The following is a 22,968-nucleotide window of genomic DNA, read 5'->3' as shown; positions in this document are numbered from 1 at the left end:
GAGATCTGTACGAGGGGTGCGGGGATGCAGATCAAGCCACGCCAGCACATGCTGGAGATCTGGCAGGCCATGGCCCGTCATTCGTTCGACGACGGGAAACTGCTGTGGGGCGACACGGACGGGCTGAGCAGCGTCGCGGACGCCGAACGCCTGCTGTGCCTGCTCTATCCGGCCACCGAGGTCCCCGCCTTCCGTCTCGACCAGCCGGACACCACCGAACGTGACGTCCTGCGCGCCCTCGACCGGATCGGCAGCCGGCTGGAGATCCCGCCCAACCTGATCACCGCGCTGACCCAGTTCATGCGCACCCACACCGGGACGGACGACAGCCCCACCTTCTCCGGCGGCCACTACTTCCGGCCCGCCGAGCCCGACGGGCAGATCACGCACGAGCAGGGCCAGTTGGGCGTGGTCGACTCCTACTCCATGTCCGTCACCCTCTGCCTCGCCACCCTCGGATTCCTCAAGGTCTACGAGGGCACCACGACCCGCCCCGAGGTGCGCAGGGCGATCGGTGAACTGCGCGAGGCCACGAACGCCCGGCTGACCGCCGCCATGGTCAGCCTGCTGCGCTCCTTCACCGTCAACGTCTTCGACGCCGAGTCCGAGCAGGGCAGGCGGCTGATCCAGGTCGTCGGACAGGGCAGACAGTCCGACCGGGCCGTCCTCCAGCAGTTCTCCCGCAAGTTACGCCCGCTGCGCGCCACCATCATCGAGAGCCTCAGCCGCGGCATCGAGGTCGACGAGGGCATCCGCGACGAGAGCCAGCTCTTCGAGTGCGGCTGGGCCTGGGGCGTCGTCCAGGACGCCCCGGAGATCACCGACCTGAGCGTCCCGGTCCCCGGCCAGCCCGTCGGCATCGCCGACCGGCTGCCCTACGTGTACTTCACCGTCGTCGCCCTCGACGGTATCCAGGACCTCTTCTCCGACCGCACCCTCACCCTCGGCCTGCTCGACGCCGACCAGCAGAAACTCGCCGAGGCACTGCGCCTGCGCTGGGAGCTCAGCCAGCAGTACTGGTCCGCGATCGCCCGCTTCGGCACCGAACGCTGGCCCCTGGAGGACCTGCCCTGGCAGACCACCGGCCTGCGCCTGGAGTCCGAGTACTTCTCCCTGACCGTCGCGGCCATCCTCGTCCACGACCTGGTCCGCCGGAAGGCGACCGACGACGACCTCACCCGCACCGTCGCGATCATGGAGCGCCTCGCCGACCGCGGCCGGGTCACCAGCCGGATGACCAAGGACGACCCCACCATCCGGCTGCACAACCCCGGCGTCACCATGCCGCTCGCCGGGTCCGAGCGCTCCGGCGGGCTCCTCCTGTGGCGGATGACCGACTTCTCGGCCCAGCTCCTCAAGCGGATCATCCAACTCGCCGAACTATCCCGGAACATCGGCGCACAGGACCGGCTGCTGCGCCTCGCCGAGCAGTCCTTCGAGCACCTGTGGACCCGGCGGATCGACGACGAGGACGGCGCGGGCCTCTGGGACAACGTCCGGGCCGTCTACCCCGACGCGCGCGACGTCGGACTGCGCATGTCCTGGAGCATCACCGAGCGCGTCACCGAATGCCTCGTCGCCGCCCGCAACCTGTACGAGCAGCAGCCCATCCGCAGTCCCGAACTCGCCGAGCTGGCCAGGGAACTGCTCAGCGAGGCCACCCACCTGTTCGGCAAGGAGCAGCTGGAGGCCTCCGCGGCCGCCGACGGCAGCAGAGCCCGCGCCATGCGCAGCATCGAGAGCCGCCTCGACCACGCCCGCGGCCTCGTCGACGACCGGCCCGCCACCGCCTTCGCCCTGGCCCTGCCCGTGCTCCAGGAACTCGACACCCTGGCCCAGGCCAGGGGCGCCGCCGCCCAGGAGGTGTGAGCGTGCTCGTCTTCGCCGCCTCCGACAAAGGAGGCACGGGGCGCTCGGTGACCAGCGCCAACCTGGCGTACCAGCGCGCCCTCACCGGCGACCACGTGGCGTACGTGGACTTCGACTTCGGCTCGCCCACCGCCGCCGCCGTCTTCGACGTGCCCGGCGCGATGCGCGGCACCGAGGAACGCGGCCTCCACTCCTACCTGGAGGGCGAGGTCGCCGAACCGGCCAGGATCGACGTCTGGCGGCAGACCGAGCACCCCCTGCTGCGCGCCCGCCCGAACCAGTCCGGCCGCCTCGTCCTGCTCCCCGGTGACGCGGGCGGCGGCGAGTTCGCCACCGGCGAGGAGACCCTGGAGCGGTGCATCGACCTGCTGCTGCGGCTCAACGGCGAGTTCGACGTCACCGTCGTCGACCTCAGCGCCGGCCGCAGCTACGCCGTCGACATGGTCCTCGCGGCCACCGCCCACCCCCGGATGCGCAACGTCCCCTTCCGCTGGCTGGTCTTCCACCGCTGGACCCGGCAGCACGTCATCGCCGCCTCCGGACTCGTCCACGCCGACCACGGCATCATCGGCGGCGGCGTCGAACGCGGCCACGACAAGGAGGCGCTCCAGGCCGCCGTCCGCTTCGTGCGGGCCGCCGTGCCCGACCCCGAGTCGCCGCTGTGGTCCCAGGGCTCGCCCGCCCAGGCCGCCTGGATGCAGGCCTGCGACGAGGCGTTGCGCCGGCTAGCCGCCGAGCACCGCATCGGCGACAGCGTCGTCCTCGGCGTCGTACCGCTGGAACCCATACTCCAGTGGCGCGAGCAGCTGATCACCGAAGAGGACGTGCTCTCCACCCAGATCGCCAACAAGGAGACCCTGGAAGCGCTGGAGGAGATCGCCCGGCGCCTGACGGACGACTCGCACTGGGGGCGGCCATGACGGACGCGGTGTTCCGGGAGACCGCCGCCGAGCCGCGCACCCAGTCGGTGCCGCTGGCCCACCTCTCCCTGGAGCTGGGCCACCTCTACATGGAGGACTTCGAGGCCGGTCCCGAGCGCCTGCGCCGGCACTTCACCGAAGTACGCCCCTGGGCCGACGCGGCGCGCACCGCCGCCACCGCCCGGGCCGGCGGCAGACGCGCCCGGATCAGCACCTGCTTCCTCGTCGACGACTACTTCACCCGCTTCTCCACCCCCGCCGAAGTCGTCCCCATGCTCCTCGCGGAGGCCGAGCGGGCCGGGCTGAGCGTCGACTACCTGGCCCGCGAGTCCGGCTGCGCCACCACCGGCAAGGTGCCCGTCGCCGAGGCGGTGGCCGGCCGCATCGTCGAGTCGCCGCCGCCCGGCAGCTACGGCCTGCGCCCGCCCGCCGCGCAGACCGGCTGGCTGGCCAACGGCGAACGCAGCCCGGTCGCCCGCGCCCCGCAGGCCATGAAGCGCGCCGCCGCCTGGCAGCCGCCCCGGGAGACCGCCGCCCGCCGCCACTCCGTCTTCCTCGACGTCGAGCTGTGGAGCGACGACGCCGACGGGCACCGCACCTGGTCCTGCCCCTTCCTCGCCGCCGTGTGGCAGCTCGCCCGCCTCGGACTGCTGCGCAACGAGGGCGAGGCCGTCCTCGTGCCCCAGCCGCACACCGGCACCGGCTTCCCCGACTCCTGGGACGAACTGCCCTCCCTGCTGCGACTCAACGCCCACGCCGACCCCTTCGCCGCCTACCGGACCTGCTCGGTCCTGCCCACCCGCTTCCTCCCCGTCGAGCACGCCGTCCGCGTGATCCTCGACCAGATCGAGGTGGACCCCGGCGCACTGGGGCAGGTCGCCGAACGCTCCGGACGGGAGCGCACGGCCGTCCCCGACTCGGTCGCCGACCGCGTCTCCTACGTCTACTACTCGGGGCCCTGACATGCTGCCGCGGGAGAGCACACCGCGCGCCGTACTCGCCTGCGGCGAGGTCCGCACCTGCCTGCTGCCCGCCCGGCAGGCCCTCGACATCCGCTCCGCCGCCCAACTCCTCGCCCTGCGCGCCGACGAACGCGTCCTGCTCTCCGAGCGCCCGGGCCTCTACGCGCGTTCCCCCGACACCCTCACCGGCGTCGACTGCCCGCTGCCCAGCGCCAACGGCGCCCGGATCCGCGCGGTCGGTACCGTCACCGCGCACGCCGCGCTCACCGAGGGGCGCGTCCTGCAGACCTCCGCCCACTTCCGGCTCCCCGCCACCGGGCCCGACCAGCGGCGGCCGTGGGGCGAGTACCTGGTACGCCCCGGCGTGGTCGAACCCCTCGGCAAGCTGCCGAACGAGGCCGTCGCGCAGGGCGTGCTCGGCGGCGGGCGCCACGGCGACCTCGACGTCGGGCTGATCGCCGACGGACTGCTCACCCGGCTGCTGCGCCACGCCCTGCTCGACCAGCGACCGCCCTTCAGGTCCCGGCCCACCCGGCTGCGCTGGGTGGCCCTGCCCGCGGACCCGGGCGACGGCCCGTCCATCGAACGGTTCACCCTCGCCGAGGACGAACTGCGCACCGTGCGCCTGCGCGTGCCCGACGGCACCACCGGCGCCGACCTCGCCGCACTCTGCGACGACCTCGCCCTGCACGACTGGCTGCTCACCACCGTCGTCCGCATGCTCGACGGCATCCGCCTCGGCGGCTCGGCCGCGCAGGACGCCACCGCCGTCGTCAGGGCGCTGCGTCCCGCCGTCGACCACCTGCTGCACCTGTGGATGCCCCGGGCCAGGGTGCCCAGGGAACTGGCTCCGCTGTGGGACCCGCTGGAGGAGCGGCCCGGCTTCAGCCGGCAGTGGCAGGCCCTGGTGCAGCGCATCCGCGACCAGCTCACCCTCCAGGCCGTTCCCGCGCCCCACCGGGAGGTGGAATCGGTGCCCTGACCGGGCGCCGGCACCTCCCACGCACATCCCCGCATCCCGATCCGACGCGTATCCCAACGGGGGGAGAAGCGAGATGAGCACGGCACAGTCACCCCAGCCCGACGACACGGCCCGCGCACCGGGCCCGGCCGACGCGATGAGGGGGGAGTCCCCATGGGCGCGCATGCTGCTGGTCGCCCTGGTCGTCGGTGCCCTCTTCTGGAGCGTCGTCGCACTGCTGAGCCCCGAGGACGGCACGCTGCGGCAGTTCGGGGCCGCGGTGCTCTGCGCCGGCGCCGCGGTGCTGGTCCAGTACGTCCTCGGCCTGGCCCCACGGCCGGGACACATCCGTCTGGAGGAGCACACCCGCCGGGTGGAGAGCGCCCTCGCCGAGAACACCGCCGCCGTACGAGAGGGCCTGAACCGGTACGACGACGAGCTGAAGACCGGCCTGACCCGGCACACCGAGGACGTGAAACAGCTGGTCGAGACCCACGTCACCCAGGTGAACCACCGGCCCTCCGAGCCCTACCCCCAGCTGGACCGCGCCCGCATCGACAGCGTGCCCGACCTGGCCAAGGGCTTCGCCGACGTCCTGCTGCCGGAACCCTCGATCCTGCACACCTTCGTCCACCTGGAGATGGCGCGGGTGGTGGGCCACATGGCCGACCTCACCAACCAGAGCGCCGAGTGCCCCGGCGAGAACCACGACTGGATGCTCACCCTCACCCGCGCCGCCGAGCAGTCCATCTGCGCCACCAGCACCTCCGTCGACCGGGAGTTCTGGAACAGCGAGCCCGCCGGCCGCTACCTCGACGCCCAGCAGGCGGCGATCGACGAGCAGGGCGTGTCGGTGCGCCGGCTGTTCCTGCTGGAGAGCGCCCGCGAGCTGGACGACCGGCTGCTGCGGCTGTGCGAGGAGCAGGAGCTGCGGCGCATCGACGTCCGCGCGGCGGTCCTGCCCGAACTGCCCCCGCACCTCCAGCGCGGCACCACCAACGACTTCATCCTCTACGACGAGGAGGTGTCCTTCGAGATCGAGCAGGACCTGCGCGACGTCAACGTCCGGACCCGGCTCACCGCGCGCCAGGACTACGTACGGGACCGGCTGAAGCGCTTCCGGGAACTCTGGGACGCGGGCATGGGCCTGCGGGAGCTGGAGGTGCGGGTCGACGCGGAGGAGGACGGCAACTGGATGGTCGACCGGGCCTGACCGCCGGTCCCCTGTTACTCCCCGGGGAGTAACGACGGCACCGTGTCACCCCGGGCAGTAGCCGCCAACTCGCCCTCGCGTCCGACGTATCGGCGGCCCTCCGCCGGAAGTCTGGAGACCTACCCAGACTTCCACCGGAGGGAGGCCCGTCAGATGGGGGCCGCAAGGACAAGTGGGGGGCGACGGCGGGCCGTGCCCTGGCTGGTGCTCGGGCTGTGGATCGCCGTACTGGCCATCGCCTCACCGTTCGCGTCGAAACTGTCGGACGTGCAGCGCGACCGCGCCGTCGACTACCTGCCGGCGAGCGCCGACTCGACCCAGGTCGCGAAGATCCAGGACCGGCTGCCGGGCGGCGAGGCCACCGAGATGGTCGTCGTCTACCACCGCGACGCCGGACTGACCGCGGCCGACAGGGCCACCGCCACCGACCAGATCGCGGAGGTGGCGGGCGCGCACCGGCTGACCGACCGCCCGGCCGGCATCCCGTCCAAGGACGGCACCACCCTCATGTACCCGGTGGCCAGCACCGAGCCCGGCCAGGACGAGGAGGCCCGCGACGAACTGGTCAACGCCGTACGGGACGTCGCGCGGGGCGGCGACGGGCTGAGCGTCGAGGTCGGCGGCGCGGGCGCGCTCGCCACCGATGCGGCCGAGGTCTACAACTCCCTGGGCGGCCCGCTGCTCTACACCACCGCCGCCGTCGTAGCCCTTCTCCTGATCCTCATCTACCGCAGCCCGTTCCTGTGGCTCGTCCCGCTCGCCGTCGCCGGAATCGCCGACTACCTGTCCATGGGCGTCGCCTACGGCCTCAACCAGGGGTTCGGCACCTCGGTCTCCGGCCAGAGCTCCGGCATCATGACCATCCTCGTCTTCGGCGTCGGCACCGACTACGCACTGCTGCTGATCTCCCGCTACCGCGAGGAACTGCGCCGTATCGAACGACCCCACGACGCCATGCTCGCCGCCCTGCGCGGCTGCGGCCCCGCCGTGCTCGCCTCCTCCGGCACGGTCGCCGCCGGGCTGCTGTGCCTGCTCGCCGCCGACCTCAACTCCAGCCGGGGCATGGGCCCGCTCGGCACCGTCGGCGTGCTGTGCGCGCTGGCCGCCATGCTGACCCTGCTGCCCGCACTCCTGGTCCTGCTCGGCCGCCGTGTCTTCTGGCCGCTCGTACCCCGCTACGGCAGCACGCCCAAGGCTCGCCGCTCGCTGTTCACCGCGATGGGCGGCTCAGCCGAACGCCGCCCGCGAGCCGTCCTCGTCGGAGGTGCCCTCCTGCTGGGCGCGCTGGCGCTCGGGTCGTTCAACCTGCCCGGCTCCCTCAAGCAGGAGGACTCCTTCACCACCAGGCCCGAGGCGATCGCCGCGATGGAGACCCTCGCCGCCGCCTACCCGGAGCGCGGCACCCAGCCCATCACCGTCATCGCACCCACCGACCGGGCCGACGCCGCCCTCGCCGAGGCCCGCGGCACCCGCGGCGTCACGAGTGCCGAGAAGGGCCGCAGCGGTGACGGCTGGACCGAACTGACCGTACTCGCCGCAGCCCAGCCCCAGTCGGCGGCCGAGACCGCCACCATCGAGTCCCTGCGCGACACACTCGACGGCTCCTACGTCGGCGGTCCCAGCGCCCAGCAGATCGACCTGGAGGAAACCAGCGCCCGGGACACCGCCATCGTCGTACCGATCGTGCTGCTGTCGGTCCTGCTGATCCTCGTGGGCCTCCTGCGGTCGCTGGTCGCGCCGCTGATCCTGGTCGCCGCCGTCGTCGCCGTGTGGGGCGCGGCCCTGGGCATCGGCGGACTCGTCTTCGGACCCCTCTTCGGCTTCGAGGGCACCGACCCGGGCCTGGGCCTGCTGTCCTTCGTCTTCCTGGTGGCACTGGGCGTCGACTACGGCATCTTCCTCATGCACCGCATGCGCGAGGAGTCCCTGCACGGCGCCGAACCCACGCAGGCCGCGCTCACCGCGCTGCGCACCACCGGCGGCGTCATCGCCTCCGCCGGACTCGTCCTCGCGGCCACCTTCGCGGTGCTCACCAACATGCCGATGGTGCAACTCGTCGAGCTGGGCTTCGTCATCGCCGTCGGCGTCCTCCTCGACACCTTCCTCGTCCGCACCTACCTCGTCACCAGCGCGAGCGTCGCCCTGCGCCGCCGGGTGTGGTGGCCGGGCCGGCTGTCCCGGGCGCCCGAGAAGCCGGCGCCGGCCGGCGAGCGGGAGCCCGTCGGTGTCTGAGGTGCCCGACGACCGGAGTGCGCCCCTCCCCTCCCGGAGGGGCGCGTCCGTCGCGCAGGATGGGCGCGTGCAGGCAACCACTCCGGCGTCGTCCTGGCCCCGCCTCGGTGAGCGGATCATGGCCGCCATCAACCGCGATCCGCTCACCGCCCCGCACGGCACCCGCAACGACGCCGTGCTCGCCGCGGTCCTCCTCGCCGGCGCCGCCTGCCTGGCCCTCCTCACCGACGAGGGCCGCCGCCCGGACGCGTCGGGCTGGGCGCTGCTGGTCGCGGCGCACGTCCCGATCGTGTGGCGGCGCCGCCATCCGCTGCTGGTGCTCGCGGCGGTGGTGGCCCTCGTCGGGCCGTACCACGCGATGGACAACAACCACGCCGCGGCCGGTCCCGCCTCCTACGTGGCGCTCTACACGCTGGCCGTCACCGGCCGCCCGCTGCGCACGATCCTGACCGGCGTCGCGGTCCTCACCGTGTCGGTGAGCATCATGCTCACCGTCAACACCCACCAGGCCGTCGAGCTGATCCGCATCTCCGGCTGGGTGATCGCCATCCTCTTCGCCGGCGTCGACGTCCGCTACTACCGCCAGTACGTCGCCTCCATCGTCGAACGCGCCGAGCGCGCCGAACGCACCCGCGAGGAGGAGGCCCGGCGCCGTGTCGCCGAGGAGCGCCTGCGCGTCGCCCGGGACCTGCACGACCTGCTCGCGCACAGCATCACCCTCATCGGCGTGCAGACCTCGGTCGCCGCCCACGTCCTGACCGCCGACCCCGAGCGCCTGGACCGGGCCGCCGTCGCCAAGGCCCTCGACGACATCGCCGAGACCTGCCGGAGCGCACGCGGCGAACTGCGGACCACGCTGGAGGTACTCCGGGAACAGGACGCGCCCGACGCCCGAGGCCCTCTGCCCGGACTGCACGGCCTGCCCGACCTGGCCGAGGCCGCCCGGCTCGCCGGAGCGCGGGTGGACCTGTCGGTACGCGCCGGCGACGTGCCGCCCGCGGTCGGCGCCGCCGCCTACCGCATCGTGCAGGAGGCGCTGACCAACGCCGTACGGCACGCGGGGCCGGAGCCGTCCGTGCGCGTCGAGGTGCACGCCGAGCGGGGTGTCCTGCGCCTGGCCGTGACCGACGACGGCACCGGGCCCGACCCCGACGGCCCCCCCGGCTTCGGTCTCGTCGGCATGCGGGAGAGGGCCCGCAGCGTGGGTGGCACACTCGACGCCGGGCCGCGGGACGGGGGCGTCGGCGGCTTCGAGGTGACGGCCCTGCTGCCGGCACCCGCGGCGCCGTCGGCACCCTCGGCACCGGCCACGCCCCTGACGACCGTGACCCCGGAGAGAGACGGATGACCATACGAGTGCTGCTCGCGGACGACCAGAACCTCGTCCGTGCCGCGTTCGCCCTGCTCGTCGCGTCGGCCCCCGACATGGAGGTGGTCGGCGAGGCGGGCACCGGCCGTCAGGCCGTGGAACTGGCCCGTACCGAACGCGCCGACCTCGTCGTCATGGACGTCCGCATGCCCGACCTGGACGGCATCGAGGCGACCCGGCTCATCGCGGCCGACGAGGACCTCGCGGGCGTGAGGGTGCTGGTGCTGACCACCTATGACACCGACGAGAACATCGTGGAAGCGCTCCGCGCGGGCGCCTCCGGATTCCTGGTCAAGGACACCAGGCCCGCCGAACTCCTCGACGCCATCCGCACGGTGACGGCGGGCGACGCGCTCCTGTCGCCCGGGCCGACGGCACGGCTGATCGAGCGCTTCCTGCGCAGCCCCTCGACGCCGGTGGCGGGCGGCGGCGGCCCCGGCTGTCTCTCGGACCGGGAGCGCCAGGTGCTCGCCCTGGTCGCCCGCGGCCTCAACAACACGGAGATCGCCGACTCCCTGGGACTGAGCCCACTGACCGCGAAGACCCACGTCAGCCGCATCATGGGAAAGCTGGGCGCGCGGGACCGGGCGCAGCTGGTCATCGTGGGCTACGAGTCGGGGCTGGTGACGCCGGGGGTCGGCTAGGGCCGGACTAGCCTGGCCCGCATGGAGACGTTCAACGGGGTGGAGGTCGTCGCGTTCCCGGACGCGTCGGGCTTCGAGGAGTGGCTGGCCGAGCACCACACCCGCCGTGAGGGCGTGTGGGTCAAGGTCGCGAAGAAGGCGTCGGGGATCGCGTCGGTCACGGATGACGAACTGGTCGACGTGGGGCTGTGCTGGGGCTGGATCTCCGGGCAGCGCCGGGGTTTGGACGGCCGGTACTACCTGCAGAAGTACGGGCCGCGGCGCCCGAGGAGCATGTGGTCGCGGGTGAATGTCGAGAAGGTCGCGGCGCTGGCGGGGGCGGGCCGGATGCGGGAGCCCGGACTCGCCGAGGTCCGCCGGGCCCAGGAGGACGGCCGCTGGGACCGGGCGTACGCGTCGCAGGCGTCGGCTGTCGTCCCGGACGACCTTGCCGCGGCGCTCGCCGCGGACCCGGCGGCGCGGGCGGCCTTCGGCGCGCTCGACCGGACCACCCGCTACCTGGTGATGCTCCCGCTGCTCCAGGCCGCGACGCCGGAGACTCGGCAGACGCGGCTGGAGCGGGCGGTACGTGACTTGGCGGAGCGGGGGCAGGCGGGCGAAGGCTGACCGCCTGCCACCGTCAGGCACCGGCCGGCGCTAGTCGCAGTAGGTGTCCGAGGCCGGCCGCTGCCCGGTGGCCAGGAAGCGGGAGACGGTGCGGTCGCCGCAGGCGTTGCCGTTGGCGAGGTAGGCGTCGTGGCCGGTGGAGTCCACGGTGACCATGACCGCGCGCCGGCCGAGCGCCTCCCGCATCTTCAGGGCGCCGCTGAGCGGGGTGTTGACGTCCCGCGCGTTCTGCACGAGCAGGATGTTGGACGGCCCCCGGTCGGTGATCCGCACGGGCGCCTCGCGCGGCGGGTACGGCCAGGCGGCGCACAGCATCGCGTTACGGGGCATCCCGGCGGTCAGCGGGTACTTGGCGCGGCTCTCGGTGACGTCCTTCTGGTACACGGCGGCCGGCTTCGGCCAGGCGACGTCGTTGCACAGGACGCCGGAGCCGACCCCGATGACGTTCTGCAGCATGGCCTCGGGCGGCCCCGCGGGCGCGGGCGGCACGGTGCCCTGCCGCGCGGCCCGCATCAGCTTGGCGAGCGTGGGATAGCGGCTGGGGGACGCGAAGCTGTCCAGCATGGTCTGGCGCAGCACGTTGCCGTTCAGCTCCTCCGGGTTGGCGCCGGGCCAGGGGATCGGCTCGCGGTCGAGCCGGGCGGCGAGCCGCAGGAACATCGGACGCACGTCGGAGGCCCTGCGCGCCACGCGGTCGGGATTGCCCGGCTTCGACGCCCAGGCCGCGAAGTGCGGGAAGGTGTCCTCCACGCCCTGCTCGTGACCGGCGAGCCAGGCCCGGTTGACGCGGGCGGGGTCCGGGTTGTCGACGCTGTCCAGCACGATGCGGTCGGTACGGTGCGGGAAGAGCTGCGAGTACACCGCGCCGACGTACGTCCCGTACGAGACGCCCCACGCGGAGATCTTCCGCTCACCGAGGGCGGCCCGGATGCGGTCGATGTCGCGGGCCTCGTTGGCGGTGCTGAGGTGTCCGATCAGTTCACCGCCGTTGCGGGCGCAGGCGTCGGCCATGCGCCGTGCGGTGTCCATGTTCCCGTCCACCGAGCCGTCGGGGGCGGGCCAGGGACGGAGCTTGGAGGTGGCGAGGTCGCCGTATTCCAGTCCGCAGCCGACGGAGGTGGACGGGGCGAGGCCGCGCGGGGCGAACCCGATCAGGTCGTGCGTGTCCCGTACCTCCTGCGGGAGCTTCTGTCCCTTCCCCGACGGGTCGTTGAGACTGGAGCCGCCCGGGCCCCCGGCGATGAGCAGCAGGGCCCCGCGCCGGGCGTCCGGATTCTCGCTCGGGATGCGCGAGACGGCGATGTCGATGAGCGGACTGTGGGGGTCGGCGTGGTCCATGGGGACCTGGAGGGTGGCGCACTGCTGACGGGGGTCAATGCCGGTGCCCTCGCAGGCGGTCCAGACGAAGGGCTCGGCCGGGGCCGCCGTGGCGGAGGCGGTCACGGGTGCGGTGATGCCGAGGAGGGCCGTGGACACGCCGACGATGGCGGCGTTGCGGATGGTTCGCGTGCGCTGCGTCATGCGACGAGCCTCGCGGATGCCCAGGGCACTCCCCATCCGGGCCACAACCTGAAATACAGGGGGGATTACCCCAGTGTCACTACTGGGGTTTCTCCCTGACCCGTCACACGAGTTGTTCGTTGCGACTTTGTGGACAACTCCCCCGGACAAGGCCCCCGTCCGGGGGAGTTGTCGGGACCGAGTGCTGGTGAGGTGACCGTGGGGGCCGCCCGCTTCTTGGCCAGTGTCGCGCCTCCGCGACCCGAGTAAAGAGCGCTCCCTGCGGTCGCGTCGGCTGCGCCGATGCCCCTTCGGGGCACCCTTGACTCGGCTCGCTCCAGCACGGGTGAGAAGCGTGCGGGCGGCCCGGGAGAGTGGGTGACCCGGGCCCACCGGTCCCTTCCGTCGCCTGCGCCGGCGTCCGGCGTGCGGGGGCGCGCCCGCATCTCGCCAGCACGCCGGGTGGGCTCAGCGGCTTGCGGTGGGTGGTGGGGGGTGACTGGTGCGTGGTGGGTGCTGGGTGGTGATGAGGAGGAGGGGGAGTGGATTGCGGGCGGGTCCGGAGGGTCTGGAAATGGAGGACACTTCGGGGGGAAGTGTCCTCCATTTTCAGGGGGTGGTCCGGGCCCGCCGCCGCACCGCCCACCGGCCGCAAGCCGCTGAGCCGGCCCGGCGTGCCGGCGAGGCGCGAGCGCGCACCGCCGACGCCGGGGGCGTACGTAGCTGACGGTTGATCGTGAACCCGGCCCGGCCACCCGTCCTTCCGGGCCGCTCGCTCGCTTCTGACCCGTGGTGGAGCGAGCCGAGTCAAGGGTCGGCCGCAGGCCGATCGCCGAAGGCGACGCGTAGCGCCCTTTACTCGGGTCGCGGAGGCACGACCCTGGCAAGGAAGCGGGCGGCCCCCACGGTACGTACGAACTCCGTCCAGGCCGCCGACCCCACGACGATCACCGGCCCGACGGCCACCTTGCTGTCCCGGACGGGCACGACGCCGGAAACTCCGTCGGCGACCTCAAGGCATTCCTCACCGCCGCTCCCGCCGCTGTAGCTGCTCTTGCGCCAGCATGCGTTGGTCAGGTCGTACCCGCGCATCGTCTGTAGCCTTCCGCCGCCGCCTCGATCATGGCCAGGGACGCGTCCGGTGTCAGAGCTGCGGCCCTGAGAAGATCGTAATCCGCCCGTACCCGCTTCACTACTGCCGGATCATCCAGCAGATTGCCCGACAGCACGGCTTCTGTATAGACGGTCGGTGGTGCGTCGTCGAACTCCATGAGCCTCGTCAACTTGCCCATCTGCGGATGCGCCCCGGCGGAGAAGGGGACGACGAGGACCAGGGCCTTACGGCTGCGTACCGTCTCCGCGATGTGCTCCAGTTGTTCGCCCATCACCGCGGGCGGTCCGACCTGGACCCGTAGCACAGCCTCATGCAGCAGCACCCAATACACGGGCCGTGCTGCGTCTTTGAGGAGCCGCGTCCGCTCCATACGGAGACCGACCATCTCCTCGACGTACTCGTCGCGGGAGAGCGGGTTGCTCGCGAAATAGATCGCACGAGCGTAAGCAGGGGTCTGCAGGAGCCCCGGGACCACGGCGGGTGCCCACTCGCAGATGCCAGTCGCCAGCCGCTCGAGCTCCGCCGCGTGGGCGAAGTACTCCGCGAACCGCTGCTCCTTGATGAGTTTCCGCCAGAGACGTTCGAAAAAGCCGTCGGTTTGTAGCGTCTCGTCAATCCGCTGCGCCACATCCAGCTGCGGTTTCCGAATAGCCTGTTCGAACTGGCCGATGTATCCGCCGGACACGAAAACCCGTGCTCCCAGCTCGACTTGGGTGATTCCGGCGTCCTCCCGCCGGCGTTTGAGTTCCGTGCCGAAGAACTCCCAAGCCGCCTGCCGTGAACCGTTGGCCATAACCAACCCCCATGCGCTGAACCGCACTTGTAGTGCAAAGACTCCTGTCGAGTGTAGGCACAGAGAGGCATCCTGGGGACACGAAGAGTGAAACCGTAAAGGGAAGGGGAACACGGTGGAGGCACGACACTCGGCGCTCTGCGTCGAAGAAGCGGAGGTAGCGGTGAAAGAATTGCGCGCAGCACTCGCGGAGGCAGGAATTACTCTTCCCTCCCTCGGGCTCGACCCGGTGAGTCTCGCGCGGGAGGCGCCCTGTCCACTCGTCGAATTGGGGCGGTGTTCCGTCGAGACCGCGCAGCGGCTCGCGGCGGCGCTGCGATGACCCACCCGCCCGTCGGCTCCCACGCCATCGACACCCGGACCGGACGCGTGGGCCTCGTCATGGGGCACGAGGGGCCGTACGTCCAGATGCGCCCGTACGGCGGGGGCCGGGAGTGGGACGCCGAACCGGGTGACGTACGCCACGCCACCCCGTCCGAGCGGCTCAGCGCGGCGACGGCGTACACCAACGCGCGAAGTCGTGGCGAGGTGCCTTGAAGCATGCGCGAGAATGGGCGCCATGAGTCTGTTCCGCGACGACGGCATCGTGCTGCGCACCCAGAAGCTGGGTGAGGCGGACCGGATCATCACCTTGCTCACGCGGGGTCACGGACGCGTACGCGCCGTGGCGCGCGGGGTGCGGCGGACGAAGTCGAAGTTCGGGGCGCGACTGGAGCCGTTCTCACACGTCGACGTGCAGTTCTTCTCGAAGGGGAGCGAGCTGGTCGGGCGCGGCCTGCCGCTGTGCACGCAGAGCGAGACCATCGCGCCGTACGGCGGCGGGATCGTCATGGACTACGGGCGGTACACCGCCGGGACGGCCATGCTGGAGACGGCCGAGCGGTTCACCGACCACGAGGGCGAGCCGGCGGTGCAGCAGTACCTGCTGCTGGTCGGCGCCCTGCGGACCCTCGCACGGGGCGAGCACGCGCCGAACCTCGTCCTCGACGCGTTCCTGCTGCGCTCCCTCGCCGTGAACGGGTACGCCCCGACCTTCGGGGACTGCGCGAAGTGCGGCATGCCCGGTCCGAACCGGTTCTTCTCGGTCGGCTCGGGCGGCTCCGTCTGCGCCGACTGCCGGGTGCCCGGCAGCGTCGTACCCTCGCCGCAGGCACTGGAACTGCTCGGGGCGCTGCTCACGGGAGACTGGGGGACCGCGGACGCGTGCGAGCCGCGGTACGTCCGGGAGGGCAGCGGGCTGGTGTCCGCGTACCTGCACTGGCACCTGGAGCGCGGCCTGCGCTCCCTGCGATACGTCGAAAAATCCTGAAGGAGACGAGAGACACATGGCCGTACGCGGGATCCTGGGGCGTCAGCGCCGGGACTACAGGACGCCGGAGCCGCACCCGTCCGGCGCGCGGCCTCCGAACCTCGGTGAGCTGGTTCCGGAGCATGTGGCGATCGTCATGGACGGCAACGGGCGCTGGGCCAAGGAGCGCGGGCTGCCGCGCACCGAGGGCCACAAGGTCGGTGCCGAGCGGGTGCTGGACGTGCTCCAGGGCGCGATCGAGATGGGCGTGAAGAACATCTCCCTGTACGCCTTCTCCACCGAGAACTGGAAGCGGTCGCCGGACGAGGTGCGCTTTCTGATGAACTTCAACCGGGACTTCATCCGCAAGACCCGCGACCAGCTCGACGAGCTGGGGATTCGCGTGCGCTGGGTGGGGCGGATGCCCAAGCTGTGGAAGTCGGTCGCCAAGGAACTCCAGGTCGCCCAGGAGCAGACCAAGGGCAATGACCGGCTGACGCTGTACTTCTGCATGAACTACGGCGGACGCGCCGAGATCGCCGACGCGGCGCAGGCCCTCGCCGAGGACGTGCGGGCCGGGCGGCTCGACCCGTCGAAGGTGAACGAGAAGACGCTCGCGAAGTACCTGTACTACCCGGACATGCCGGACGTCGACCTGTTCCTGCGGCCGAGCGGCGAGCAGCGGACGTCCAACTACCTGCTCTGGCAGAGCGCGTACGCGGAGATGGTCTTCCAGGACGTGCTGTGGCCCGACTTCGACCGCCGCGACCTGTGGCGGGCGTGCCTGGAGTTCGCCTCCCGGGACCGCCGCTTCGGCGGCGCCATTCCGAACGAGGAACTCCTCGCCATGGAGGGCCGGAGCGCTGAGAACTGAGCCCGTCCGGCCTTCGAGGACGAGGCCGTCAGGCCGATAGGGGTCCCGGGGCGCGGCCCCGGGACCTGGCGGCTCAGCCGCCGGAGGCACCCGCGCAGTCCGCGCAGGTGCCGAAGATCTCGACCGTGTGCGCGACGTTGACGTAGCCGTGCTCGGCGGCGATGGCCTCCGCCCACTTCTCGACCGCGGGGCCCTCGACCTCGACCGCCTTGCCGCAGGCGCGGCAGACCAGGTGGTGGTGGTGGTCGTCGCTGGAGCAGCGGCGGTAGACGGACTCGCCCTCGGCGGTGCGCAGGACGTCGACCTCGCCGGCGTCGGCGAGGGACTGCAGGGTGCGGTAGACCGTGGTGAGCCCGACCGAGTCGCCCTTGTGCTTGAGCATGTCGTGAAGCTCCTGTGCGCTGCGGAACTCCTCGACCTCCTGGAGGGCCGCCGACACGGCGGCCCGCTGCCGGGTGGCGCGGCCCTTCACGGGCGGTCCAGCGGTCGTCACCGGGTTCCTCCTCACGTCTGCCGTCTGCGGCTTGCCGGGCCATTGTGCCAGCCCGGCGGTCCGGCAGTCAGACGCCGACCTCGTCGGTGGCCCCCCGGCTGGCCGGAATCTTGCACTCCGCCGGATCCCCGGCGGCCTGCGCCGCGGTGACCGCCCGCGCGCGTCGCCGGGCCAGTGGCGCCGCCAGCGCGGTGAGCAGGACGAACGCGCCGATGGTGAGCAGCACGATGGTCGCGCCGGGCGGCACGTCCTGGTAGTACGACGTGACCGTGCCGCCGATGGTCACGCTGACGCCGATGGCGACGGCGACCGCGAAGGTGGCGGCGAAGCTGCGGGTGAGCTGCTGGGCGGCGGCGACCGGGACCACCATCAGCGCCGACACCAGCAGCAGTCCGACGACGCGCATCGCCACGGTCACCGTCACCGCCGCCGTGACGGCCGTCAGCAGGTTCAGCGCGCGCACCGGCAGGCCGGTGACCCGGGCGAACTCCTCGTCCTGGCTGACCGCGAACAGCTGGCGGCGCAGGCCGAGGGTGACGACGACTACGAAGGCGGCCAGCAGGCAGATCGCGGTCACGTCGGACTCGGACACCGTCGACAGCGAGCCGAAGAGGTACGAGGTGAGGTTGGCGTTGGAGCCCGTCGGCGCGAGGTTGATGAACATCACGCCGCCGGCCATGCCGCCGTAGAAGAGCATGGCGAGGGCGATGTCGCCGCGGGTCTTGCCGTACCAGCGGATCAGCTCCATGAGGACCGCGCCGAGCACGGAGATCAGGGTGGCCATCCACACCGGGGACCAGGAGAGCAGGAAGCCGAGGCCGACGCCGGTCATCGCCACGTGGCCGATGCCGTCGCCCATGAGGGCCTGGCGGCGCTGGACCAGGTAGATGCCGACGGCGGGGGCGGTGATGCCGACCAGGACGGCCGCCAGCAGCGCCCGCTGCATGAAGGCGTAGTTCAGGATTTCCATCAGCTCAGCAGTCCCGTGCGGATCGGTTCGGCGCCCGCCGGTGCGTGCGGGTGTACGTGGTCGTGGCCGGGCAGCGCGTGCTGGCCCACCGCCTCGGGCGGCGGGCCGTCGTGCGTGACGCAGCCGTCGCGGAGCACCACCGCCCGGTCGATCAGGGGCTCCAGGGGGCCGAGTTCGTGCAGTACCAGCAGGACGGTGGTGCCGGCCGCGACCTGCTTCCTGAGCGTCTGGGCCAGCACCTCCTGGCTGGCCAGGTCGACGCCCGCCATCGGCTCGTCCATGATCAGCAGCTCGGGTTCGGCGGCGAGGGCGCGGGCGATCAGTACCCGCTGGTGCTGGCCGCCGGAGAGGGCGTTCACCGAGTCCTTGGCGCGGTCCGCCATGCCGACCAGGTCGAGGGCGCGGCGCACGGCCTCGTGGTCGGCCTTGCGCAGGACGCCGAAGCGGGCGCGGGAGAGGCGGCCGGAGGAGACGATCTCGGTCACCGTGGCGGGGACGCCGCCCGCGGCCGTGGTGCGCTGCGGGACGTAGCCCACGCGCGCCCAGTCGCGGAAGCGGTGCCGCGGGGTGCCGAACAGCTCGACCTTCCCGGCCGTCACCGGCACCTGGCCGATGACCGTGCGCACGGCCGTGGACTTGCCCGAACCGTTGGCGCCGAGCAGGGCCACGACCTCGCCGCCGCGCACGGTGAGGTCGATGCCGCGCAGGACGGGGCGTGAGCCGAGCTCGGCGCGGACGCCGCGCAGGGATATGACGGTCTCGTCGCTCACGAGGCCCTCCAAACGATCGGAACGCTCACTTGGCGCCGAGGGCGGCCTCGAGCGCCTTGAGGTTGGACTCCATGACCGCGAGGTAGTCGTCGCCCTTGGACTTGTCGGTGATGCCCTCCAGCGGGTCCAGGACATCGGTCTTCAGGCCGGCGTCCTTGGCGAGGGTCTTCGCGGTCTTGTCGGACACCAGTGTCTCGTAGAAGACGGTGGTCACGCCGTCGGCCTTGGCCTCCTCCTGGAGCTCCTTGATCCGGGCGGGGCTGGGCTCGCTCTCCGGGTCGAGGCCGTTGATGGCCTCCTGGGTGAGCCCGTAGCGCTCGGCGAGGTAGCCGAAGGCGGCGTGGTTGGTGAAGAAGACCTTGCTGTCGGTGTTCGCCAGGCCCTCCTTGTACGCCGTGTTCAGACCCGCCAGCTTCTTCGACAGCGCCTCGGCGTTCTTCCGGTAGTCGGCGGCGTGGTCCGGGTCGGCCTTCACGAAGGCCTTGGCTACGCCTTCGGCGATCTCGGCGTACTTCACCGGGTCCAGCCAGACGTGCGGGTCGAGGGCGTGCTCCTCCTCCTCGGAGTGCTTCTCCCCGGCGTGCTCGTCCTCGGGGTGCTCCCCGCCCGCGTGGTCGTGCTCGACGCTCCCGTGGTCCTCCAGCGTCGTCAGCGTCGTCGCGTCGATCTTGGTCTTCACACCGGACTGGGTGATGGCCTCGTCCACGGCGGGCTGGAGGGACTTCAGGTAGAGCACCGCGTCCGCCTCGCCCATCTCGGCGGTCTGCTTGGCGCTCAGCTCCAGGTCGTGCGGCTCCTGGCCGGGCTCGGTGAGGGTGGTGACGTTCACGTGCTCCCCGCCGATCTCCTGGGCGAGGTACTGCATCGGGTAGAACGACGCGACGACGTCGAACTTTTCCGTGTTGCCCGCGGCCGCGCTGTCGCTGGAGCAGGCGGAGAGGGTCCCCAGGCCGAGCGCGGTGGCCGCGGTGACTGCTATGCCGGATATGTGGCGTCGTCGTACGTTCATGGCATTCATTTTCAACAAATATGGAAACCGTTGTCAACAATGCCCGGTCACGAGGAGGGGAGCCCCCCGATTTGGCCGGGGGGCAGTCCACGCCGGTAACCTGAAGCATTCTCTGGAAGCATCTCGCTTCGTCGCCCGTCGTCGTAATGAAGAGAGCACCGTGGCCGCCGACAAGATCGACACCATCGTCAGCCTGAGCAAGCGCCGTGGCTTCGTATTCCCGTGCAGTGAGATCTACGGCGGTCAGCGCGCCGCCTGGGACTACGGGCCGCTGGGTGTCGAGCTCAAGGAGAACCTCAAGCGCCAGTGGTGGCGCTACATGGTCACCTCGCGCGAGGACGTCGTCGGTCTCGACTCGTCCGTGATCCTGGCCCCCGACGTCTGGGTGGCCTCCGGCCACGTCGCCACCTTCACGGACCCGCTGACCGAGTGCACCTCCTGCCACAAGCGGTTCCGCGCGGACCACCTGGAAGAGGCGTACGAGGAGAAGAAGGGCCGCGCCCCGGAGAACGGGCTCGCCGACCTCAACTGCCCCAACTGCGGCAACAAGGGCACCTTCACCGAGCCCAAGCAGTTCTCGGGTCTGCTCTCCACCCACCTCGGCCCGACCCAGGACAGCGGCTCCGTCGCCTACCTGCGGCCCGAGACGGCGCAGGGCATCTTCACCAACTTCGCCCAGGTGCAGACCACGTCGCGCCGCAAGCCGCCGTTCGGTATCGCCCAGATGGGCAAGTCCTTCCGCAACGAGATCACGCCCGGCAACTTCATCTTCCGGACCCGCGAGTTCGAGCAGATGGAGATGGAGTTCTTCGTCAAGCCGGGCGAGGACGAGAAGTGGCAGGAGTACTGGATGGAGCAGCGCTGGAACTGGTACACCGGCCTCGGTCTCCGTGAGGAGAACATGCGCTGGTTCGAGCACCCGGCCGAGAAGCTCTCCCACTACTCCAAGCGCACGGCCGACATCGAGTACCGCTTCTCCTTCGGCGGCAGCGAGTGGGGCGAGCTGGAGGGTGTCGCCAACCGGACGGACTACGACCTCTCCTCGCACGCCAAGGCCTCCGGCCAGGACCTCTCCTACTTCGACCAGGAGGCCGGCGAGCGCTGGACGCCGTACGTCATCGAGCCGGCGGCCGGTGTCGGGCGCGCGATGCTCGCCTTCCTCCTCGACGCGTACGTCGAGGACGAGGCCCCCAACGCCAAGGGCAAGCTGGAGAAGCGGACCGTGCTGCGGCTCGACCCGCGCCTCGCACCGGTGAAGGTCGCCGTCCTGCCGCTGTCCCGGAACCCGGAGCTGTCGCCCAAGGCCAAGGGTCTCGCCCAGGCGCTGCGGCAGAACTGGAACATCGACTTCGACGACGCCGGTGCGATCGGGCGCCGTTACCGGCGCCAGGACGAGATCGGTACGCCGTACTGCGTGACGGTCGACTTCGACACGCTGGACGACAACGCGGTGACCGTGCGGGAGCGGGACACCATGAAGCAGGAGCGGGTGTCGCTGGACCAGATCGAGGGATACCTCGCTTCGAGGCTCGCCGGCTGCTGACCCGTTCGTCCCGGTTGCCGCACCAGGGGGCTCCGCCCCCTGGCCCCCGGCCCGTGCCCACCCCTCACCCGACTCGGTCGGGCGAGGGGTGGGCGTTGTCGTTCAGCGGGCCGTGGCGAGTGGTCCCCGATGACGTCGGGCCATTGGACCTGTGGGGCCCGGTCGGCCCGCACCAGGGTGGGGGCCATGAGTATCGCCTTCCTGCTGACCACCCTCGTGGTCGTCGCGACCCCCGGCACCGGGGTCGTCTACACCCTCGCCGCCGCGCTCTCGCGCGGGCGCCGCGCCAGCGTCGTCGCCGCCTTCGGGTGTGCGCTCGGCATCGTGCCGCACCTGCTGGCCACCGTCACCGGGGTCGCGGCGGTGCTGCACGCCAGTGCCACCGCCTTCCAGGTCCTCAAGTACGCCGGTGTCGCCTACCTGCTGTACATGGCGTGGGCCACCCTCCGGGACAAGGAGGCGCTCACGGTGGGGGAGGACCGGGGCGGGCCCGTCCCGGCGGGGCGGGTGATCCTGCGGGGCGTGCTGATCAACATCCTGAACCCGAAGCTGACGCTGTTCTTCTTCGCCTTCCTGCCGCAGTTCGTGGACCCGGGACAGGCCGGTGCCCTGCCGCGCATGCTGGTGCTGGGCGGTGTGTTCATGCTGGTGACCTTCGTCGTGTTCGCCGGGTACGGCCTCCTGGCCGCGTCCGTGCGCAGCCACGTCGTCTCCCGGCCGAGGGTGATGGCGTGGCTGCGGCGGAGCTTCGCGGGGTCGTTCGTGGCGCTGGGGGCGAAGCTGGCGTTCACGGCCCGGTGAGGGGGCGTCAGCGGCCCTGGAGGGCCTTGACGTTGTCGCCGAAGGTTCAGTTCTTCGAGTGGGGTGGGCTGGGATGTCGTAGACATGACACTGATGTTGGTCCAGACCTTTCGTCAAGAGGGCTGGACCGGAGTGGTGTGCCACCCGTCCGGCCGAGTTCGTCGGGGTGAGCGCCCGAAGTGCGGGAACCCGGAGAAATGCGGAAGGTGATGTTCCCAGGGTTTTCCACAGCTTGCACAAGCTTGCACAGGCGAGGACGAACAGTCATGGCTGAGCAGAAATCGGCGCGGACGACATCGGCGCAGACGCTTCCGAGGCCGTTGCACGCGGCCGCGTCGGCGCTGCGGAACGTTCCGGGCGCGGGCACGGTCGGCAGGGTCGCCGAGGGCGCGCTGGACAGGATCGGGGCCGTGTCGCCGCGCGGGCGGCGTGTGGTCGTCTACATGGGGGCCGGGGTGCTGGGCATCGCCGGGTTGGTGGAGTGGCCGGTGGCGGCCACCGGGGCGGCGGTGGCGTGGCTGACGCGGCCGCGGCCGCAGGAGTCGCCGGACGCGGAGGCGGCGCGGGTGCTGCAGGGCGGGGAGAAGGCCTCCGGCGGCGGTGCGGACGGCGGCTCGGGGAAAGCCGGGACGAGCACGGCGGGAACGAGTACGGCCAGGACGAGCACGGCGAAGAAGAGCCCCGCGCGGCGGAGTCCCGCCAAGAAGACCACGACCCAGACCGCCACCCGGAAGAGCACGGCGGCGAAGGGCACCGCGACGACCGGCCCCGCCAAGAAGACCGCGGCGAAGAGCACAGCGGCGACGAGCACCGCGGCCAAGAGCACCGCCAAGAAGGCCGCCGCGAAGAGCACCGCCGCGAAGAGCACCGCGGCAAAGAGCACCGCCAAGAAGAGCGCGGCCAAGAAGAGTCCCGCGAAGAAGAGCACCGCGAAGAAGAGCACCGCGAAGAAGGACACGTCCGGTCCTTCGCGCGGTGCGTCCTCCCGCAGCCGGGGCAAGAAGACGGCCGCATCCACCCGAAAGGCGGGCTGAGAG

Annotated in this window: 23 protein-coding genes; 16 read left to right on the top strand and 7 right to left on the bottom strand. The window is 71.6% G+C overall.

What is annotated here, in order from left to right; all coding sequences use genetic code 11:
* Positions 1 to 24: 24 nt before the first annotated feature.
* The 9 genes from EBH09_RS11815 to EBH09_RS11775 all read left to right on the top strand — a co-directional run bounded on the left by EBH09_RS11815 (position 25) and on the right by EBH09_RS11775 (position 10,776).
* A complete protein-coding gene (locus EBH09_RS11815; protein WP_121746942.1) occupies positions 25 to 1,869 on the top strand; it encodes an SCO2524 family protein in 1,845 nt (614 codons plus the stop codon).
* Positions 1,870 to 1,871: 2 nt separating this feature from the next.
* A complete protein-coding gene (locus EBH09_RS11810; protein ID WP_121746941.1) occupies positions 1,872 to 2,789 on the top strand; it encodes an SCO2523 family variant P-loop protein in 918 nt (305 codons plus the stop codon).
* The gene (locus EBH09_RS11805) at positions 2,786 to 3,751 is read left to right on the top strand and encodes an SCO2522 family protein (RefSeq protein ID WP_193776242.1); all 966 of its coding nucleotides are present in this window, start codon (positions 2,786 to 2,788) and stop codon (positions 3,749 to 3,751) included. The genes EBH09_RS11810 and EBH09_RS11805 overlap by 4 nt, the downstream gene beginning before the upstream one ends.
* Before the next feature lies 1 nt (position 3,752).
* Positions 3,753 to 4,733 carry an SCO2521 family protein gene (locus tag EBH09_RS11800; RefSeq protein WP_121746940.1) on the top strand — a complete coding sequence of 327 codons (981 nt, stop codon included), beginning with the start codon at positions 3,753 to 3,755 and terminating at the stop codon, positions 4,731 to 4,733.
* Between the two features lie 73 nt (positions 4,734 to 4,806).
* A complete protein-coding gene (locus EBH09_RS11795; protein ID WP_121746939.1) occupies positions 4,807 to 5,925 on the top strand; it encodes a hypothetical protein in 1,119 nt (372 codons plus the stop codon).
* Between the two features lie 153 nt (positions 5,926 to 6,078).
* Positions 6,079 to 8,157, top strand: coding sequence for an MMPL family transporter (locus EBH09_RS11790; protein ID WP_121746938.1), 2,079 nt, complete (start codon positions 6,079 to 6,081; stop codon positions 8,155 to 8,157).
* 67 nt (positions 8,158 to 8,224) lie between these two features.
* Entirely contained in the window at positions 8,225 to 9,505 is a 1,281-nt protein-coding gene (locus EBH09_RS11785; RefSeq protein WP_238697277.1) for a histidine kinase, read from the top strand.
* Positions 9,502 to 10,170, top strand: a complete 669-nt coding sequence (locus EBH09_RS11780) for a response regulator transcription factor (protein ID WP_193776241.1) — start codon at positions 9,502 to 9,504, stop codon at positions 10,168 to 10,170. Before EBH09_RS11785 ends, EBH09_RS11780 begins: the two co-directional genes overlap by 4 nt.
* Before the next feature lie 21 nt (positions 10,171 to 10,191).
* Positions 10,192 to 10,776: a YdeI/OmpD-associated family protein gene (locus EBH09_RS11775; protein WP_121746936.1), complete on the top strand. Its 585-nt coding sequence runs from the start codon at positions 10,192 to 10,194 to the stop codon at positions 10,774 to 10,776.
* A 30-nt stretch (positions 10,777 to 10,806) separates the two neighbouring features.
* Here EBH09_RS11775 and EBH09_RS11770 read toward each other — a convergent pair whose 3' ends face one another.
* From EBH09_RS11770 to EBH09_RS11760, 3 genes are all read right to left on the bottom strand, one after another.
* A complete protein-coding gene (locus EBH09_RS11770) occupies positions 10,807 to 12,297 on the bottom strand; it encodes an alpha/beta fold hydrolase (protein ID WP_121746935.1) in 1,491 nt (496 codons plus the stop codon).
* 834 nt (positions 12,298 to 13,131) lie between these two features.
* Positions 13,132 to 13,368, bottom strand: a complete 237-nt coding sequence (locus EBH09_RS11765) for a DUF397 domain-containing protein (protein WP_121746934.1) — start codon at positions 13,366 to 13,368, stop codon at positions 13,132 to 13,134.
* Positions 13,350 to 14,183: a helix-turn-helix transcriptional regulator gene (locus EBH09_RS11760; RefSeq protein ID WP_121747353.1), complete on the bottom strand. Its 834-nt coding sequence runs from the start codon at positions 14,181 to 14,183 to the stop codon at positions 13,350 to 13,352. Before EBH09_RS11760 ends, EBH09_RS11765 begins: the two co-directional genes overlap by 19 nt.
* 115 nt (positions 14,184 to 14,298) lie before the next feature.
* Here EBH09_RS11760 and EBH09_RS38825 point away from each other — a divergent pair, with 115 nt between their 5' ends.
* The 4 genes from EBH09_RS38825 to EBH09_RS11740 are packed head-to-tail and all read left to right on the top strand — an operon-like array spanning position 14,299 to position 16,345.
* Positions 14,299 to 14,505: a hypothetical protein gene (locus EBH09_RS38825; RefSeq protein ID WP_121746933.1), complete on the top strand. Its 207-nt coding sequence runs from the start codon at positions 14,299 to 14,301 to the stop codon at positions 14,503 to 14,505.
* Entirely contained in the window at positions 14,502 to 14,720 is a 219-nt protein-coding gene (locus EBH09_RS11750; protein WP_121746932.1) for a hypothetical protein, read from the top strand. The genes EBH09_RS38825 and EBH09_RS11750 overlap by 4 nt, the downstream gene beginning before the upstream one ends.
* 22 nt (positions 14,721 to 14,742) lie before the next feature.
* On the top strand, positions 14,743 to 15,492 hold the full coding sequence (gene recO, locus EBH09_RS11745; protein WP_121747352.1) for a DNA repair protein RecO: 750 nt from the start codon (positions 14,743 to 14,745) through the stop codon (positions 15,490 to 15,492).
* A 16-nt stretch (positions 15,493 to 15,508) separates the two neighbouring features.
* Entirely contained in the window at positions 15,509 to 16,345 is an 837-nt protein-coding gene (locus tag EBH09_RS11740) for an isoprenyl transferase (RefSeq protein ID WP_121746931.1), read from the top strand.
* A 73-nt stretch (positions 16,346 to 16,418) separates the two neighbouring features.
* Here the strand turns inward: EBH09_RS11740 and EBH09_RS11735 are convergent, their stop codons facing one another.
* From EBH09_RS11735 to EBH09_RS11720, 4 genes are all read right to left on the bottom strand, one after another.
* A complete protein-coding gene (locus EBH09_RS11735) occupies positions 16,419 to 16,838 on the bottom strand; it encodes a Fur family transcriptional regulator (protein WP_121746930.1) in 420 nt (139 codons plus the stop codon).
* Positions 16,839 to 16,905: 67 nt separating this feature from the next.
* Positions 16,906 to 17,808 carry a metal ABC transporter permease gene (locus tag EBH09_RS11730; protein ID WP_121746929.1) on the bottom strand — a complete coding sequence of 301 codons (903 nt, stop codon included), beginning with the start codon at positions 17,806 to 17,808 and terminating at the stop codon, positions 16,906 to 16,908.
* Positions 17,808 to 18,578 (bottom strand): metal ABC transporter ATP-binding protein, encoded by a 771-nt coding sequence (locus EBH09_RS11725; RefSeq protein WP_121746928.1) that lies wholly within the window; start codon positions 18,576 to 18,578, stop codon positions 17,808 to 17,810. The genes EBH09_RS11730 and EBH09_RS11725 overlap by 1 nt, the downstream gene beginning before the upstream one ends.
* Before the next feature lie 25 nt (positions 18,579 to 18,603).
* A complete protein-coding gene (locus EBH09_RS11720; protein ID WP_121746927.1) occupies positions 18,604 to 19,587 on the bottom strand; it encodes a zinc ABC transporter substrate-binding protein in 984 nt (327 codons plus the stop codon).
* A gap of 160 nt (positions 19,588 to 19,747) precedes the next feature.
* On the opposite strand from EBH09_RS11720, the gene EBH09_RS11715 reads away from it, so the two are divergent.
* The 3 genes from EBH09_RS11715 (at position 19,748) to EBH09_RS38820 (ending at position 22,965) form a co-directional block, all read left to right on the top strand.
* Positions 19,748 to 21,130: a glycine--tRNA ligase gene (locus EBH09_RS11715; protein WP_121746926.1), complete on the top strand. Its 1,383-nt coding sequence runs from the start codon at positions 19,748 to 19,750 to the stop codon at positions 21,128 to 21,130.
* Between the two features lie 186 nt (positions 21,131 to 21,316).
* Positions 21,317 to 21,931, top strand: coding sequence for a LysE family translocator (locus EBH09_RS11710; protein ID WP_121746925.1), 615 nt, complete (start codon positions 21,317 to 21,319; stop codon positions 21,929 to 21,931).
* 266 nt (positions 21,932 to 22,197) lie between these two features.
* Positions 22,198 to 22,965 (top strand): hypothetical protein, encoded by a 768-nt coding sequence (locus EBH09_RS38820; protein ID WP_238697307.1) that lies wholly within the window; start codon positions 22,198 to 22,200, stop codon positions 22,963 to 22,965.
* Positions 22,966 to 22,968 lie beyond the last annotated feature (3 nt).

Source organism: Streptomyces sp. E2N166 (assembly GCF_003671715.1).
GTDB classification, from domain to species: Bacteria; Actinomycetota; Actinomycetes; order Streptomycetales; family Streptomycetaceae; genus Streptomyces; species Streptomyces thinghirensis.
Note: the sequence above shows the minus strand (reverse complement) of the source record. Positions and strands in the feature narration are given on the sequence as shown.

Excerpts from the sequence above, each read along its gene's own strand:
- EBH09_RS11795 (WP_121746939.1), top strand. The coding sequence starts at position 4,807 with ATGAGCACGGCACAGTCACCCCAGCCCGACGACACGGCCCGCGCACCG.
- recO (WP_121747352.1), top strand. The coding sequence starts at position 14,743 with ATGAGTCTGTTCCGCGACGACGGCATCGTGCTGCGCACCCAGAAGCTG.
- EBH09_RS38820 (WP_238697307.1), top strand. The coding sequence starts at position 22,198 with ATGGCTGAGCAGAAATCGGCGCGGACGACATCGGCGCAGACGCTTCCG.
- EBH09_RS11770 (WP_121746935.1), bottom strand. The coding sequence starts at position 12,297 with ATGACGCAGCGCACGCGAACCATCCGCAACGCCGCCATCGTCGGCGTG.
- EBH09_RS11800 (WP_121746940.1), top strand. The coding sequence starts at position 3,753 with ATGCTGCCGCGGGAGAGCACACCGCGCGCCGTACTCGCCTGCGGCGAG.
- EBH09_RS11805 (WP_193776242.1), top strand. The coding sequence starts at position 2,786 with ATGACGGACGCGGTGTTCCGGGAGACCGCCGCCGAGCCGCGCACCCAG.
- EBH09_RS11815 (WP_121746942.1), top strand. The coding sequence starts at position 25 with ATGCAGATCAAGCCACGCCAGCACATGCTGGAGATCTGGCAGGCCATG.
- EBH09_RS11750 (WP_121746932.1), top strand. The coding sequence starts at position 14,502 with ATGACCCACCCGCCCGTCGGCTCCCACGCCATCGACACCCGGACCGGA.
- EBH09_RS11790 (WP_121746938.1), top strand. The coding sequence starts at position 6,079 with ATGGGGGCCGCAAGGACAAGTGGGGGGCGACGGCGGGCCGTGCCCTGG.
- EBH09_RS11730 (WP_121746929.1), bottom strand. The coding sequence starts at position 17,808 with ATGGAAATCCTGAACTACGCCTTCATGCAGCGGGCGCTGCTGGCGGCC.
- EBH09_RS11710 (WP_121746925.1), top strand. The coding sequence starts at position 21,317 with ATGAGTATCGCCTTCCTGCTGACCACCCTCGTGGTCGTCGCGACCCCC.
- EBH09_RS11760 (WP_121747353.1), bottom strand. The coding sequence starts at position 14,183 with ATGGCCAACGGTTCACGGCAGGCGGCTTGGGAGTTCTTCGGCACGGAA.
- EBH09_RS11740 (WP_121746931.1), top strand. The coding sequence starts at position 15,509 with ATGGCCGTACGCGGGATCCTGGGGCGTCAGCGCCGGGACTACAGGACG.
- EBH09_RS11775 (WP_121746936.1), top strand. The coding sequence starts at position 10,192 with ATGGAGACGTTCAACGGGGTGGAGGTCGTCGCGTTCCCGGACGCGTCG.
- EBH09_RS11720 (WP_121746927.1), bottom strand. The coding sequence starts at position 19,587 with ATGAACGTACGACGACGCCACATATCCGGCATAGCAGTCACCGCGGCC.
- EBH09_RS11780 (WP_193776241.1), top strand. The coding sequence starts at position 9,502 with ATGACCATACGAGTGCTGCTCGCGGACGACCAGAACCTCGTCCGTGCC.
- EBH09_RS11765 (WP_121746934.1), bottom strand. The coding sequence starts at position 13,368 with ATGCGCGGGTACGACCTGACCAACGCATGCTGGCGCAAGAGCAGCTAC.